The 14,744-nt window shown below is 74.1% G+C and carries 12 protein-coding genes; 4 read left to right on the top strand and 8 right to left on the bottom strand.

The features are described from left to right. Window positions 1–98 precede the first annotated feature (98 nt). Window positions 99–1,181 carry a DUF2637 domain-containing protein gene (locus MOV08_RS11145; protein ID WP_039631699.1) on the top strand — a complete coding sequence of 361 codons (1,083 nt, stop codon included), beginning with the start codon at window positions 99–101 and terminating at the stop codon, window positions 1,179–1,181. A gap of 40 nt (window positions 1,182–1,221) precedes the next feature. Here MOV08_RS11145 and MOV08_RS11150 read toward each other — a convergent pair whose 3' ends face one another. Then, entirely contained in the window at window positions 1,222–1,605 is a 384-nt protein-coding gene (locus MOV08_RS11150; protein WP_039640612.1) for an ATP-binding protein, read from the bottom strand. 358 nt (window positions 1,606–1,963) lie between these two features. Between MOV08_RS11150 and MOV08_RS11155 the strand changes: the two genes are divergently transcribed. Beyond that, window positions 1,964–5,233 (top strand): alpha-mannosidase, encoded by a 3,270-nt coding sequence (locus MOV08_RS11155; protein WP_275307312.1) that lies wholly within the window; start codon window positions 1,964–1,966, stop codon window positions 5,231–5,233. Window positions 5,234–5,267: 34 nt separating this feature from the next. Here MOV08_RS11155 and MOV08_RS11160 read toward each other — a convergent pair whose 3' ends face one another. Continuing rightward, on the bottom strand, window positions 5,268–7,010 hold the full coding sequence (locus tag MOV08_RS11160) for a pyruvate dehydrogenase (RefSeq protein ID WP_275307313.1): 1,743 nt from the start codon (window positions 7,008–7,010) through the stop codon (window positions 5,268–5,270). A 177-nt stretch (window positions 7,011–7,187) separates the two neighbouring features. After that, window positions 7,188–8,360 carry a protein phosphatase 2C domain-containing protein gene (locus MOV08_RS11165; protein ID WP_275307314.1) on the bottom strand — a complete coding sequence of 391 codons (1,173 nt, stop codon included), beginning with the start codon at window positions 8,358–8,360 and terminating at the stop codon, window positions 7,188–7,190. Window positions 8,361–8,546: 186 nt separating this feature from the next. Here MOV08_RS11165 and MOV08_RS11170 point away from each other — a divergent pair, with 186 nt between their 5' ends. Beyond that, window positions 8,547–9,029: a DUF456 domain-containing protein gene (locus tag MOV08_RS11170; RefSeq protein ID WP_039631703.1), complete on the top strand. Its 483-nt coding sequence runs from the start codon at window positions 8,547–8,549 to the stop codon at window positions 9,027–9,029. Between the two features lie 60 nt (window positions 9,030–9,089). Here the strand turns inward: MOV08_RS11170 and rsgA are convergent, their stop codons facing one another. The 4 genes from rsgA to MOV08_RS11190 form a co-directional block, all read right to left on the bottom strand. Further along, complete coding sequence (gene rsgA / locus MOV08_RS11175) at window positions 9,090–10,238, bottom strand: ribosome small subunit-dependent GTPase A (RefSeq protein WP_039631705.1); 1,149 nt, start codon at window positions 10,236–10,238, stop codon at window positions 9,090–9,092. 323 nt (window positions 10,239–10,561) lie between these two features. After that, the gene (locus MOV08_RS11180; protein WP_073449484.1) at window positions 10,562–10,990 is read right to left on the bottom strand and encodes a hypothetical protein; all 429 of its coding nucleotides are present in this window, start codon (window positions 10,988–10,990) and stop codon (window positions 10,562–10,564) included. 257 nt (window positions 10,991–11,247) lie between these two features. Next, on the bottom strand, window positions 11,248–11,937 hold the full coding sequence (locus tag MOV08_RS11185; RefSeq protein ID WP_275307316.1) for a response regulator transcription factor: 690 nt from the start codon (window positions 11,935–11,937) through the stop codon (window positions 11,248–11,250). Window positions 11,938–12,043: 106 nt separating this feature from the next. Beyond that, window positions 12,044–12,400 (bottom strand): ArsR/SmtB family transcription factor, encoded by a 357-nt coding sequence (locus tag MOV08_RS11190; RefSeq protein WP_067346023.1) that lies wholly within the window; start codon window positions 12,398–12,400, stop codon window positions 12,044–12,046. A gap of 81 nt (window positions 12,401–12,481) precedes the next feature. Here MOV08_RS11190 and MOV08_RS11195 point away from each other — a divergent pair, with 81 nt between their 5' ends. Beyond that, entirely contained in the window at window positions 12,482–13,621 is a 1,140-nt protein-coding gene (locus tag MOV08_RS11195; RefSeq protein ID WP_420834289.1) for a cation diffusion facilitator family transporter, read from the top strand. On the opposite strand, the gene MOV08_RS11200 is transcribed toward MOV08_RS11195, so the two are convergent. Further along, window positions 13,579–14,634, bottom strand: a complete 1,056-nt coding sequence (locus tag MOV08_RS11200; RefSeq protein WP_275307319.1) for a sodium:calcium antiporter — start codon at window positions 14,632–14,634, stop codon at window positions 13,579–13,581. The two genes, MOV08_RS11195 and MOV08_RS11200, sit on opposite strands and share 43 nt — an antisense overlap. Window positions 14,635–14,744: the final 110 nt, after the last annotated feature.

Genomic DNA, 14,744 nt, shown 5'->3' on the forward strand with positions numbered 1-14,744 from the left:
TGCTCCGAAAACCCCTACGCCCGGGTCGGTTCCGTCAGGATGGCGCGCGCACTCGCGAATCCGCGGAAGTGCCGCCACCTGAACCAAGGAATCCCGGAGTGAGAATGAACGAGATATCGCTGAACTGGATGATTCCGACGTTTCTGCTGCTCGCCGGGGTCACCGCCACCGCCCTGCTCTTCCTACGCGGCAGGCACGCAGGCCGGCGAGCCGGCACCGATCCGTCCTGGGAACGCACCGTGGACCGCCGTCGCCGCAAGGAGGCCGTCTTCGCCTCCGCCGCCTATGCGTTGCTGTTCTGCTGTGCCGCGGTCGCCGCGGCGCTCTCCTTCCACGGCCTGGTCGGCTTCGGCATCCAGAACCTCGGGCTCACCGGAGGCTGGGAGTACCTGGTGCCGTTCGGGCTCGACGGCGCCGCGATGTTCTGCTCCGTCCTGGCGGTGCGCGAGGCCAGTCACGGCGACGCGGCACTCGGCTCCCGGATACTGGTGTGGACGTTCGCCAGCGCCGCCGCCTGGTTCAACTGGGTGCACGCGCCACGCGGACTGGACCACGCGGGCGCCCCGCAGTTCTTCGCCGGGATGTCGCTGTCGGCGGCGATCCTCTTCGACCGGGCGCTCAAGCAGACCCGCCGGGCGGCGCTGCGCGAACAGGGCCTGGTGCCCCGGCCGCTGCCGCAGATCCGCATCGTGCGCTGGCTGCGGGCACCCCGCGAGACCTTCGCCGCCTGGTCGCTGATGCTGCTGGAAGGCGTGGGGACGCTGGACGAGGCGGTCGAGGAGGTCCGCGACGACAAGCGCGAGAAGGTCCGGAACCGGCTCCACCGGCGCGAGCAGGGCAAGCTCGACCGGGCCCGGATCAAGGCCCTCAACCGGCAGCACCGCTCCTGGGGCAGGGGCGGCGGACGCCACGCCCTCCCGGTGAGCGCGCCCCTGCCCCCGGCGGAGGCCGCCCCGCCGGCCGGCCCGGACACCGTAGGGCCGGTCGACCCGACGCCGCTGCCCCACGGCGACCCGGCCAAGCGACCCCGGCCGGCCCTGAAGGCCGTGGCCGGCGCCGAGCCCGACGCGCCCGGCCGGCGCGGCACCGTCGACCTCACCGCCGAGGACGACACCCAGACGATCCCCCGGCTGGACTCCCTGGAGGAGAAACTCGCCGAGATCGAAAGGCAATTCGGCTGAGCGGTGGCGGACCGCGCCGACCCTCACCCCAGGCTTCGCGTCAGGCCGGTCCGCCGCCCAGTTCGAACCACACGCACTTGCCGATCCGCTCGGGCCGGATGCCCCACGCGTCGGCCAGGGCCCGCACCAGCATCAGCCCCCGCCCCGACGTCCCGTCGACCGACGGCGCACGCGGCTCCGGACACCTCTCCGCGAAGTCCCGCACCTCGACCCGCAGCCGGTCGGTGACCCACGCCGTCACCACCGCCCCGCCCTCGGTGTGCAGCAGGGCATTGGTCACCAACTCGCTGGTCAGCAGCGCCGCCAGCTCCGGATCCGCCGGTGCTCCGCCGTCCGGCGGCGCCCAGCGGCCGAGTAACTCCCGCAACTCCCGGCGCACCTCGCCGACCGCCTTCAGATCGGCCTGCCGCACCTTGCGCTCCAGCACCTCCGGTGCCCGCACCGCGACCGGCCCGCCCCCGTGCCCGCCGTCCGCTCGCTGTCGTCTGTTCCGTTCCTCGCACCGCACAGGCTGACGCATGCTCTCCCCCGCCCCCAACGAACCATCGGCGCTCTACCTCGAACAGCCTCACGGTCAGCATTCCCACCGGGCCCGCCGCCATGCTTCCGCTTGTCGTCGGCGGACGTCCGCCCCACGCGGCGGCCCGGCGGGCGGTCAGCGGCGACCCGCCGGCACGGGCCCCGGCGGGCCGAGGTGGGTATACGTTCCGCGACCGCCCGGAGCGAACCGGTCCGCGGGCCGGCGCCGGGCCCGCGTGCCGTACGAGCGTGAGGAGCCCGCTGTGCACGACGACCGACTGCTGGTGGAGGGGCGCCTCGCGCGGGCGCTCGGGCAGCACATCCGGCCCGCGCAGTACCCGGCCCGGACCCCGCTGCGGCTGGAGGTGTGGCACGTGCCCGGAGCGGAGGGAACCCGTCCGGCCGCGGAGGCGCTGTCGGCCGACTACGAGCCGTTCGCGGTCGGCGACGCCTGGGGGCCGCCGTGGTCGACGAGTTGGTTCCGGCTGACCGGCGAGGTGCCCGCGGAGTGGGCCGGGCGCCGGGTGGAGGCCGTCCTCGACCCGGGCTTCACCGACGACGGGCCGGGCTTCCAGGCGGAGGGCCTGGTCCACGACGCGACCGGCGTGCCCCTCAAGGGCATCCACCCGCGCAACCGGTACGTCCCCGTCGCGGCCCCGGCACGCGGCGGCGAGCAGGTCCGGCTGTTGCTGGAGGCCGCCGCCAACCCCACCGTCCTGCGGGACTTCCGCCCCACCGACCTCGGCGACATCCGCACCGCCCCGCGCCGGCCGCTCCACCGCTTCGCCGCCGCCGACCTCGCGGTGCTCGACGAGACGGTCTGGCAGCTGATCCTCGACATCGAGGTGCTCTCGGAGCTGATGCACGAACTGCCGGTCGACCGGCCGCGCCGGCACGGCATCCTGCGGGCGCTGGAGAACATGCTGGACGCGCTCGACCTGCACGACGTCGGCGGCACGGCGACCGCGGCCCGGGCCGAGCTGGAGGACGTCCTGCACCGCCCGGCCGCCGCCAGCGCACACCGCGTCTCGGCCACCGGACACGCCCACATCGACTCCGCCTGGCTGTGGCCACTGCGCGAGACGGTGCGCAAGGCCACCCGCACCTTCGCCAACGTCACCCAACTGGCCACGGAATACCCGGAGTTGGTGTTCGCCTGCTCGCAGGCACAGCAGTACGCCTGGGTGCGGGATCACCAGCCGCGCATCTGGAGCCGCATCAAGGAGGCGGTGCGGAAGGGGAACTGGGCCCCGGTCGGCTCGATGTGGGTGGAGTCCGACGCCAACATGCCCGGCGGCGAGGCCCTGGCCCGGCAGCTGGTGCACGGCAAGCGGTTCTTCCTGGACGAGCTGGGCGTGGAGACCGAGGAGATCTGGCTGCCCGACTCCTTCGGCTACACCGGCGCCTTCCCGCAGCTGGCGCGGCTGGCCGGGGCGAAGTGGTTCCTCACCCAGAAGCTGTCCTGGAACCAGACCGACCGGATGCCGCACCACACCTTCTGGTGGGAGGGCATCGACGGGACCCGGATCTTCACCCACTTCCCGCCCGTCGACACCTACAACTCCCAGCTGCACGGCGGCGAACTCGCCCATGCCGAACGGAACTTCGCCGAGCAGGGCCGGGCCACGCGCTCGTTGGTGCCGTTCGGCTGGGGCGACGGCGGCGGCGGTCCGACCCGGGAGATGCTGGAGCGGGCCCGCCGACTGCGCTCCCTGGAGGGTTCCCCGCGGGTGACGGTCGAGCCGCCGGCCCGCTTCTTCGAGGCCGCGCACGAGGAGTACGGGGCGGCGGCCCCGGTGTGGTCCGGTGAGCTCTACCTCCAGTTCCACCGCGGAACCTACACCTCGCAGGCCAAGACCAAGCAGGGCAACCGGCGCAGCGAACACCTGTTGCGGGAGGCCGAGTTGTGGGCCGCGACCGCGGCCGTCCACACCGCCGGTGCGGCCGACGGCGCCGCGTACCGGTATCCGTACGAGGCCCTGGACCGGCTCTGGAAGACCGTGCTGCTGCACCAGTTCCACGACATCCTGCCCGGCTCGTCGATCGCCTGGGTCCACCGCGAGGCCCGCGACACCTACGCGGCGGTGGCGGCCGAGCTGACTGCACTGGCCGAGGAGGCCCTCGCCGCCCTCGCGGCCGGGGCGGGGACCGGGGCCGCCGCTGAGCAGGGGGATCCTCCCTGCTCGAACGAAGACGAGAACTCGGGGGAGGAGTCGGGGGCCCGGGGAACGGCCGCGCCCGGCCTCGCGGTCTTCAACGCCTCGCCCTACGACCGCCACGAGATCGTGGCACTGCCCGCCGGCGAGGAACACACTGGCGACGACGGCCCGGCCGCGGTCGCCGTCCACGTCCCCGCCCTCGGCTGCGCCCCGCTCCCCCGGCCCGGCACCGCTCCCCGAACCCCCGACGCCTCCCCCGTGCCCGGACCGGTCCCGGTGCGCGCCACCGCCGAGGCCCACCACCTCACCCTCGACAACGGGCGGTTGCGGGTCCGCATCGACGCCGACGGCCTGCTGGCCTCCGTGCGCGATCTGACCGCCGGCCGGGAGGTGCTGGCGCCCGGCGCCCGCGGCAACCTCCTCCAGCTGCACCCCGACCACCCCAACCAGTACGACGCCTGGGACCTCGACCGGCACTACCGCAACCGGCACACCGACCTCACCGCCGCCGACGCCGTCGAACTCGTCGCCGCCGGACCGCTCTCCGCCACCGTGCGGGTCACCCGCACCTTCGGCGACTCCCACCTCACCCAGGACCTGACCCTGCACGCCGGCTCGCACCGCCTGGACATCACCACCGACATCGACTGGCACGAGTCGGAGAAGGTCCTCAAGGCGGCGTTCCCGCTGGACGTGCACGCCGAACGGTCCACCGCCGAGATCCAGTTCGGCCATGTGCACCGCCCCACCCACGCCAACACCAGCTGGGACGCGGCCCGTTTCGAGATCTGCGCCCACCGCTGGCTCCGGGTCGCCGAACCCGGCTACGGCGTCGCCCTCCTCAACGACTCCACCTACGGCCACGACGTCACCCGCACCCCCCACGAGGACGGCCTCGGCACGACCGTCCGGCTCACCCTGCTGCGCGCCCCGCACAGCCCGGACCCGGAGACCGACCAGGGCAGCCACCGCTTCCGCTACGCGCTGCTGCCCGGCGCCGGGACCGGTGACGCCGTCGCCGGCGGCCTGGCCCTCAACCTCCCGCTGCGCACCGCCCCGGCCCCCGCCCCCCGGCACCGCGCCCCGCTGGTCCGGGTCGACGACCCGGCCCTGACCATCGAGTCGGTCAAGCTCGCCGACGACCGCAGCGGCGACGTCGTCGTCCGGCTCTACGAGTCCCGTGGCAGCCGTGCCACCGGGACCCTCACCCCCGGCTTCCCCCTCGCCCACGCCACCGTCACCGACCTGCTGGAACGCCCCCTGCGGGACGAGGAGGAGGGCCCGACCTCGGAGCTGACGCTCACCCTGCGCCCGTTCGAGATCCGCACCCTGCGGCTCCGGCCGCAGTACCCGGCCGCCGCACCGCCGGCCTGAGCCCGTCGGGCGCGCCCCCACCGCGCCCCCGGTCTCACACCCGCGGGATGTTCCGCAGGTTGGAGCGGGCCATCTGCACCATCCGCCCGACCCCGCCGTCCAGCACGATCTTCCCCGCGGAGAGCGCGAAGCCGGAGACCATCTCCGCGCTGATCTTCGGCGGGATGGACAGCGCGTTGGGGTCGGTGACGACGTCGACCAGCGCCGGCCCCTTGTGCCGGAAGGCGTCGCGCAGCGCCCCGCGCAGCTGCTTGGGCTTCTCCACCCGCACGCCGTACGCGCCGGCCGCGCGGGCGATGGCGGAGAAGTCGGGATTGTGGTTGGTGGTGCCGTACGCCGGCAGCCCCGACACCATCATCTCCAACTCCACCATCCCCAGCGAGGAGTTGTTGAAGAGCACCACCTTCACCGGCAGGTCGTACTGGACCAGGGTGAGGAAGTCGCCCATCAGCATCGAGAAGCCGCCGTCGCCCGACATCGAGACGATCTGCCGGCCGCGGTCCATGAACTGGGCGCCGATCGCCTGCGGCAGCGCGTTGGCCATCGAGCCGTGGCTGAACGAACCGATCACCCGCCGGCGCCCGTTGGGCGTGAGGTAGCGGGCCGCCCAGACGTTGCACATGCCGGTGTCGACGGTGAAGACCGCATCGTCGGCGGCCTCCTCGTCGAGCACCGAGGCGACGTACTCGGGGTGGATCGGGACGTGCTTCTCCACCTTGCGGGTGTACGCCCTGACCACCCCCTCCAGCGCGTCCGCGTGCTTCTTCAGCATCCGGTCCAGGAACCTGCGGCTGCTCTTCTCGCGCACCCTGGGGGTGAGGCACCGCAGCGTCTCCCGGACGTCGCCCCATACGGCGAGGTCCAGTTTGGTGCGCCGCCCCAGGTGCTCGGGCCGCACGTCCACCTGGACGATCCGGACGTCGTCGGGCAGGAAGGCGCTGTACGGGAAGTCCGTGCCGAGCAGGATCAGCAGATCGCACTCGTGGGTGGCCTCGTAGGCCGCGCCGTACCCGAGCAGCCCGCTCATCCCGACGTCGTACGGGTTGTCGTACTGGATCCACTCCTTGCCGCGCAGCGCGTGGCCCACCGGCGACTTCACCCGCTCCGCGAACTCCATCACCTCGGCGTGCGCCCCCGCCGTGCCGCTGCCGCAGAACAGCGTGACCTTGTCGGCCGCGTCGACCATCCGGGCCAGCGCGTCGATCTCCTCGTCCCCGGGGCGGACCGAGGGCCGGCTGGTGACCAGGGCGTGCTCGAAGGCGCGCTCGGGCGCCGGTTCGGCGGCGACGTCACCGGGCAGCGAGACCACCGCGACGCCGCTCTGCCCCACGGCGTGCTGGATCGCGGTCTGCAGCACCCGCGGCATCTGCTTGGTGCTGGAGATCAGCTCGCTGTAGTGGCTGCACTCGGAGAACAGCCGGTCCGGATGCGTCTCCTGGAAGTAGCTGGTACCGATCTCGCTGGAGGGGATGTGCGAGGCCAGCGCCAGGACCGGGGCCATGGACCGGTGCGCGTCGTACAGCCCGTTGATCAGGTGCAGATTGCCGGGCCCGCAGGAGCCCGCGCAGGCCGCCAGCCGCCCGGTGAGCTGCGCCTCCGCGCCGGCGGCGAAGGCGGCGGTCTCCTCGTGCCGGACCTGGATCCAGTCGATCGCTGAATTGCGGCGGATGGCGTCCACCACCGGGTTCAGGCTGTCCCCGACGACCCCGTAGAGCCGCCGGACACCGGCCCGCACCAGGATGTCGATGAACTGCTCGGCTACGGTCTGCTTGGCCACCGGGAGAGCCTCCTTGCGCACGACGAACGGGCCGAGGGACATGCATGCCGACGGGCCGGCGGACCGCCGCGCACACGGCCGCGGGAACCGTGGCCGCCTGCCGGCTCCTTCCCATCAACCCACGGGGCGAAGCACTCCGCCTCCGGGAGCCGACGCGGGCGGGGGCGGTACGTCCCGTCACGACTCCCAGACCCCCACCGCCGTGCGGTCCTTGGCGTCGCCCGCGCCCCGGGGCTGGACGGCGGCCAGGAACCCCGCCAGGTCGGGCGGCGCGGGAGCGGACCACGCGGCGGCGAGCCGGGCGGCGAAGTCCGGGTCGGCGCCGAGCGGTTCCGCCAGGCCGGTGCCGCACAGCAGCAGCACGTCCCCCGGCCGGCCCGGCACGGCGCGGAAGCGGAACGGCGCCGTGGGGGGCCCGGCGTCGGCCGGCTCCAGGTCCTCCCAGCCGCCGTGCCGGAGCCGGAACAGCCCGCCCCCGCCGACGCCGAAGAACACCCGGGTACGGCACTGCGGGTCGGCGGGCAGCAACAGGCAGCGCAGCGCCGCCGGGTGCGCGCCGGCCGGCATCCCGAGCTCCGCCGCCCGGCCGCGCAGCGCGCCGAAACCGCGGTCCGTGAGGCGCTGCAACCCCGCCCGGAGCGCGTCGCGCCGGCCGGCGCGGAGGTCCTGCGCCAACCGGGTGGCGTTGCGGTCGACGGCGCCGCCGGCCCAGGCGCAGGCGGCGCGGGCCGCGCGGTGCGCGACCGCTCCGGTGGTGGACAGCCCGGTGGCGACGGCAACCAGGAACAGCGCGTTGCGGCCCGCCCCGAACCGGGCGGTGAGGTACGCCTCGCCGCGGACGTCGCCCCGTCGGTGGACGTCCGCGCCGCGCTGTGAGACGGCGCGGACGGCGAGCGGCCCGAACCGGGCGCCGTCCAGGACCGTGTCCGGCACCGGATCGGCGGGGGCGTCCGGCCCGGCCTCCGGGAACGCGGGGGTGTCGGGCGCCCGGACGACGGGCGCGGGGTCCGCGGCCCCGTCGGGCGGCCCGGCGGCCCGCGGCGCCGACCGGCGGGGCGGCTCCCAGGGGCGCGGCTCCCATGAACTCGGCTCCCACGGCCGCGGCTCGAACGACCGCAGGGTCAGCTCCCCGGGCGCCGCGGGCCCGGATCCCCCGGGCGCGGGGTGCTCGGGCGCGGAGCGGCCGACCGGGTCCCGGGCGGTCCTGGGCGAGGGTGCGCCGGTGGCGCCGCCGGACGGCCCCGTGCCGCTGCCCCCGCCGTCCTCACCTCCCGCCCCGGAGCCCTCGCCGTACAGCTCCCGCCACCACCAGTCGTCCTCCCTGCCGCGGCCCGCCCCCTGCTGCTCCATGGGCCGCATTGTCCCGTCGTGCACCCCACCGGGACAGGGCGCGAAAAGGGCACTCCAGGAAGCGCGTCCGGTCCCCTTCCGGCAGGCTTGGGCCATGCGGGCCGCAACAGAGCGCAGCGTTCGAGCCGTCGCCGGGCGTGCGCCGCTCGGGGCACGCCCGCGCGCCGGCGCCGCCGGGACCGCGGCGTGAATGCCTGGCAGCTGATCGGCGTCGGGCTGGTCCTGCTGTTCGGCGTCTTCGGGGTGCTGGTCCCCGGTATCCCCGGGCCGCTGGTCGTCTGGGCGGGGCTGCTGTGGTGGGCGACGGCCGAGCGGTCCGCCCTGGCGTGGTCGGTGCTGATGGCCGGCACCGCCGTCCTGCTGGTCAATCAGGTGCTCAAGTGGCTGCTCCCGGCCCGCAACGTGCGCGAGGCGGGCGCGCCCTACCGCACGCTGGTGCTCGCCGGCGTGGCCGGTATCGCGGGGTTCTTCGTGGTCCCCGTCGTCGGCTGCCCGCTGGGCGCGCTCGGCGGCCTCTACGCCCTCGAACGCGTCCGGCTCGGCAGCCACGGCGACGCCTGGGCCTCCACCCGTACGGTGCTGCGCGCCGTCGGCCTGAGCGTCCTGGTCGAACTGTTCGCCTGCCTGCTGGTGGTGGGCACCTGGGTGGGGGCCGTCCTCGCCGGGTGAAGGGGGCGAGGAGCGGTGGAACGCCGGTCGCCGCCCGACGCCACCGCCCCTCGCGGGGGGCTAACGGCCGGTCCCCCACCCGGCCCCCTGGCCCCGCTTCCGTTCCGTCATGTGGCGGCCCAGGGCCTGCTTCTGCTTCCAGTCGCGCCGGATCTCCGCGCGCAGTCGGGCGTCCGTCTTGGCCACGATGCGCCGGTTCTCGCGCCGCAGCTTGCGGTAGCTCTCCAGCCGACGCGGCGCCAACTCGCCCGATTCCACGGCGGATCGGACCGCGCAACCGGGTTCGACCTCGTGCGCGCAGTCGTGGAACCGGCACCGCTCGGCCAGTTCCTCGACGTCCGAGAACGTCCGGGACAGTCCGGCCTCGGCGTCCCACATCCCGACGCCGCGGAGCCCCGGGGTGTCGATCAGCACGCCACCCCCGGGCAGCACCAGCAGATCGCGGGTCGTGGTGGTGTGCCGCCCCTTGCCGTCCTGGTCGCGGACCGCCCGCACGTCCTGCACGTCCGTGCCGAAGAGCGCGTTGGCCAGGGTGGACTTGCCGGCACCGGACCGCCCCAGGAGGACGGACGTGGTGCCGGCGAACAGGGCGGACAGCCCGTCGAGGCCGTCCCCGGTGGCCGCGCTGACCGCCCGCACCTGCACGCCCGGCGCGGCGAGCTGCGCGTCCGCGACGAGGTGCCCCAGGGTGGCCGGGTCCGTCACCAGGTCCGCCTTGGTGAGGAGCACCAGCGGCTGCGCCCCGCTCTCCCACACCAGGGAGACGAACCGCTCGACGCGGTCGAGGTCCAGCGCCTCGGCCAGGGACACCGCGACCACCGCGTACTCGACGTTGGCCGCGAGGACCTGCCCCTCGGAACGCTTCGACGAGGCAGATCGCAGCACGGCCGTGCGGCGCGGCAGCAACGCCCGCACCACGCCGTCGAGATGGTCGCCGACCCGGCCGTTCTCCAGGTCGAGCACGGCCCAGTCGCCGGTGCAGGGCACCCGCGTCGGGTCGCCGGTGGCCACCAGTGCGGTGTCGGCCAGGACGGTGCGGACACCGTCGCCGTCCGGCACCACGGCGTCCACCCGGCCGCGGTCGACGCGGGCCACGCGGCCGGGCACGAACCCCTGCCCGGCGAAGGGGGTGAAGAGCTCCGCGAATCCGTCGTCCCAGCCGTAGTCGGCGGTCAGCGGATGTGTGGCGGAGAGCGGAAGAGCGAACAACGGGATGGCCTTTCGACAAGGCACGGTCCCGGCTGTGCGCGCTGGTGCACGCGCCGGGTGGGCCCGGCGCGCGGGAAGAGCGCGGAGAACGAGAGAGGTCGGGTCAGCCGAGGACCGCGGAGGTGAATGCGATGCTGGTCTGCTGGTTGCGGGCCATGCCCGTGGCAGTGACGGTCATCAGTTGCCACCTCCCTGTCCGGTGCGGTTCCTCGACACGATGCGATCGGCGGCGCGGCGATGGCGCCGACGCCGGGTCAGACCGTAGAACAGCCGCAGCCCGTCGCGCCAACGGTTTTCATCCGGGTCGGCCTTCGTACGGGGCGTCAGTGCACGGTCACGGTGACGGTGGAGGAGTGCGTCTTGCCGTGGGCCACGCGGAGCTTCTCCTTGCCCTTCTTGCCGAGCTTGACCTTGACGCTGTAGTGGCCGCCGTGCTTGGTCTTGGTACTGGCGTGCAGCGTGGTCCACTTGCCCTTGTTCAGGTGCTGCACGGTGAGCTTGCTGCCCGTCGGTATGCCCTTGGTCCGACCGCTGAGGGTGACCGACTCACCGGCCTTGACGGACTTCGCGCTCGCCTTGACGTCGATCTTCTCGTGCGACGTGGCGGCGGCCGCGGCAACGGCGCGGGAGTGCAAGTCCGGTACCGCGCTCGGCGCGGCGACCGCGGTGCCCGCCCCGCCGGCCAGCAGCGCCGCGCAGGCGAGGCCGATGGTGGTGGTACGCCAGCGGTACGCCTTCTTGGTGGTCCCCATGGAATTCACCTCACCTGGGTGCACGGGTCCGCCGGCGCGCCCGGATTCCGGTTCCCCGGGCTCCGGTTCAGCTGATTCCGGTTCCCCGGGTCTACTGTCACCGGTGCTGCGGCACACCGGCCCACCCGTGTTCCGCAGGCCGGTGTTCCGGCGTCCTGTACGCCGGCGGCCCGCGTGTTCCCCGTCAGTATGCGAAGCGGACCATGAGGTGACCGTGTGCGGCGGATGTGAGTCCTCACATGTCGCCGTGCGGCGGCTCAACCACTGGTCACGGAGGCCGGGGTGAGCAGCCGGTAGCCGGCGCCGCGGACCGTCTCCAGATGGGACGCCTGGCCCGCCCGGTCGATCTTGCGGCGCAGATAGGCCACGTACTGGTCGACGACGTTGGACACCCCGTCGCAGGGGAAGTCCCAGACGTGCTCCAGGATCAGGGTCCGGGTCAGCACCTCGCCGGGGTGCCGCAGGAACAGCTCCAGCAGGGCGAACTCCTTGGGAGACAGCCGGAGTTCGGCCCCCGCGCGCCAGGCGCGGCGGGTGGCCGGGTCCAGCCGGAGGTCGCCCACCGCCATCTGGGGCGGTCGGGCGTGCGCCCCGCGGCGGGACAGGGCCCGCAGCCGGGCGTACAACTCCGCGAAGCTGAAGGGCTTGGCCAGGTAGTCGTCGGCGCCCGCGTCCAGGCCCCGGACCCGGTCGCAGACCTCGTTGCGGGCGCTCAACACCAGGACCGGCGGCCAGCAGCCGGCGGCGCGCAGCCGGCGGCACACCTCGAAGCCGTCGAAGCCCCTCAGCAGGATGTCCAGGACGATCAGGTCGTACGCCATCTCGCGGGCCCGCCAGACAGCTTCCGGGCCGGTCATCGCCAGGTCGACGACATAGCCCTCCTCGGCGAGGCCGCGGCGCAGCAGAGCCGCCGTGCGGGGCTCGCCGTCGACCACCAGGACGCGCATCCCTCCACGGTAGAAGTTCTACGGACGGACGACATATGGTGCGCCGGGGGACGGAACGTGGTAGAAGTCCCGGCCGTTCCCGCCCCGTTGTGTCCGCTCCGACGCGTCAGTCGTGCGGCGGCAGGTGGCGGACCTGGTGGTCGGCGGCGTTGAGGGCCTCGTCGACCAGGCGTCGCAGATGGCCGTGCCGCAGGGCGTACACGGCGCGCCGGCCGTCCTTGCGGGTGGTGACCAGGCCGGCCAGCCGGAGGCGGGCGAGGTGCTGGCTGACGGACGTCCGGGAGGCGTCGCAGGCCGCGGTCAGGGTGGTGACGTCGGCCTCGCCGGCGCCGAGGCGGCGCAGCAGGGTCAGCCGGGTGCGGTCGGCGAGCAGTCCCAGGATCTCCACGGCGACGGCGAGCCGGGCGCCGTCGTCCGGCTCCTGCGAACCGTGCGCACCTGATAGGTGCATGCGTGCGCTCATACGCACATAATGAGGTGACGAGGGCGTACGGCACAAGCCGCGCCCCGGACCGCGGGAAGGTGCACACCTGTGGACGCGCACATGTCGGTCTCCGACCCCCACCCCCACTCTCACCCCCACCACCACGGCCCCGAGCACCACACCCGCCCCGCCCCGGCCGGCCGCTCCCGCGCGGCCCGACTGCGGCACCGGCTCGCGCACGCCCTCACCCCCCACAGCCACGAGGCCCGGGACAAGGTCGATCCCGCCCTGGAGAGCTCCCGCGAGGGCATGCGCACGCTCTGGCTCTCGCTCGCGGTCCTCGGCCTGACCACCGTGGTCCAGGCCGCCGTCTTCGCGCTGTCCGGCTCGGTGGCGCTGCTCGGCGACACCCTGCACAACGCCGCCGACGCGCTGACCGCGGTCCCGCTCGGCATCGCCTTCGTCCTCGGCCGGCGGGCCGCCAACCGCCGCTACACCTACGGCTACGGCCGGGCCGAGGACCTGGCCGGCGTGGTCATCGTGCTCACCATCGCGGCGTCCGCGGTGCCCGCGCTCTACGCGGCCGTCGACCGGCTGGTGCACCCGCGGGACGTGACGCACCTGTGGGCGGTCGCGGCCGCCGCGCTGGCCGGCTTCCTCGGCAACGAGTGGGTGGCCCGCTACCGCATCCGCACCGGCCGCCGGATCGGCTCCGCCGCCCTGGTGGCGGACGGGCTGCACGCCCGCACCGACGGCTTCACGTCGCTGGCCGTGCTGCTGGGCGCGGGCGGCGCCGCGCTGGGCTGGCGCGCCGCCGACCCGGTCGTCGGTCTGCTGATCACCGCCGCGATCCTGCTGGTCCTCAAGGACGCCGCCCGGGAGGTGTTCCGGCGGCTGATGGACTCGGTGGACCCGGCCCTGGTGGCGGCCGCCGAGGCGGCGCTGCGCGGGGTGCCCGGCGTCCGCGGGGTGGGCGCGCTGCGGATGCGGTGGATCGGCCACACCCTGCGCGCCGAGGCGGACATCGTCCTCGATCCGCGGCTGACCGTGGCCCACGGCCACCGGATCGCGGTGGCCGCCGAGCACGCGCTGATCCACGGCGTGCCGCGACTGACGGCGGCCACCGTCCACCTCGACCACACCCCGGAGGACGGCGCGGCGGACCCGCACGCGGCCCTGGCCCACCACGCCCCCGGTCGCCCGACGCCCGGGCCGGCTCACCCAAGGATCGGGATCAGCCCCAGCCCGAAGACCACGTAGAAGCCGGCCGCCACCGCCAGCCGGCCGGCGGTCAGCTTGTGCGCGCGCATGGTCAGCAGGAGGTAGCCGATCGCCGCCATGGTGATCACGCCGGACCACAGCAGGGCGCTGTCGAAGTGCCAGCTGGTGAAGAGCAGGCCCAGGCCGCTGGGGACGGTGGCCTGGATCATCATGGCGCCGGAGATGTTGGCCAGCGCCAGCTTGGTCTTGCCCTGGCGCACCCAGATCACCGCGTTCATGATCTCCGGCAGCTCGGTGGCGATCGGGGAGAGCAGCAGCGCGGTGACCGAGGCGGAGAGTCCGAGCATCGGGCCGATGGCGTCCAGCTGGTGCACGAAGAGCTGCGAGGCGAAGAAGATCACCACCAGGGTGACCAGGGTCTGGGCGACGACCGCCCAGGTCGCCGGGGACGCGGCCCTGGGCTGGAACTTCAGCGGCTCCAACTCGACGCCCTCGTCGTCCTCCTCGTGGTCGCCGCGGATCTCGCGCCAGAAGTAGACCGCGTACACCGCGAAGAAGGCCAGGCCGAGCACCGGCTTGAAGGCGAAGGCGACCAGGCCGAGCGCGACCTTGACGACGAAGACCGGCAGGAACCACGTCTGGTCCTTGGCCAGCCGCCGCATGTCCCGCTCCGTACCGAGGGGCGCGTCGCCGTTCGCGTCCGCCGCCGCCCCGGAGGCGGACGCGCCGGCCGGGGCCGCGGCGCGCCGCTTGCGCCGCTGGAGCAGCAGCATCGCGCCGGTCACGCCGTACGCCACGGTGGCCAGGGCCAGCGGGCCGCCCATCGCGGCGCCGACGCCGATGTTCTTGGCCTCCGGGGTGGCGCCGGTGGTCACCGCGACCAGGGTCACCACGGACTCCGGGAGGGCGGTGCCGAAGGCGGCGAGGATGGTGCCCACCGCCATCCGGCCCACGTTGAGCCGCTCCCCCAGCCATTCCACGGCGTTGACGAACCACTCGCAGGAGAGATAGATCGCCACCGCACACGCGATGAGCAGGACAAAATGCAACACGCTGATCGTCAGCCTTTCCGCTCCGGCGGGCTTCGAGGGCGACCGACGTGGGAGCGGCGGCACGACTTCGACCCCGCCGACGCGTGAATGATTCGTCGACAAAGGGCCGA

It is taken from the genome of Streptomyces yunnanensis (assembly GCF_029011865.1).
Taxonomy (GTDB): Bacteria; Actinomycetota; Actinomycetes; order Streptomycetales; family Streptomycetaceae; genus Streptomyces; species Streptomyces yunnanensis.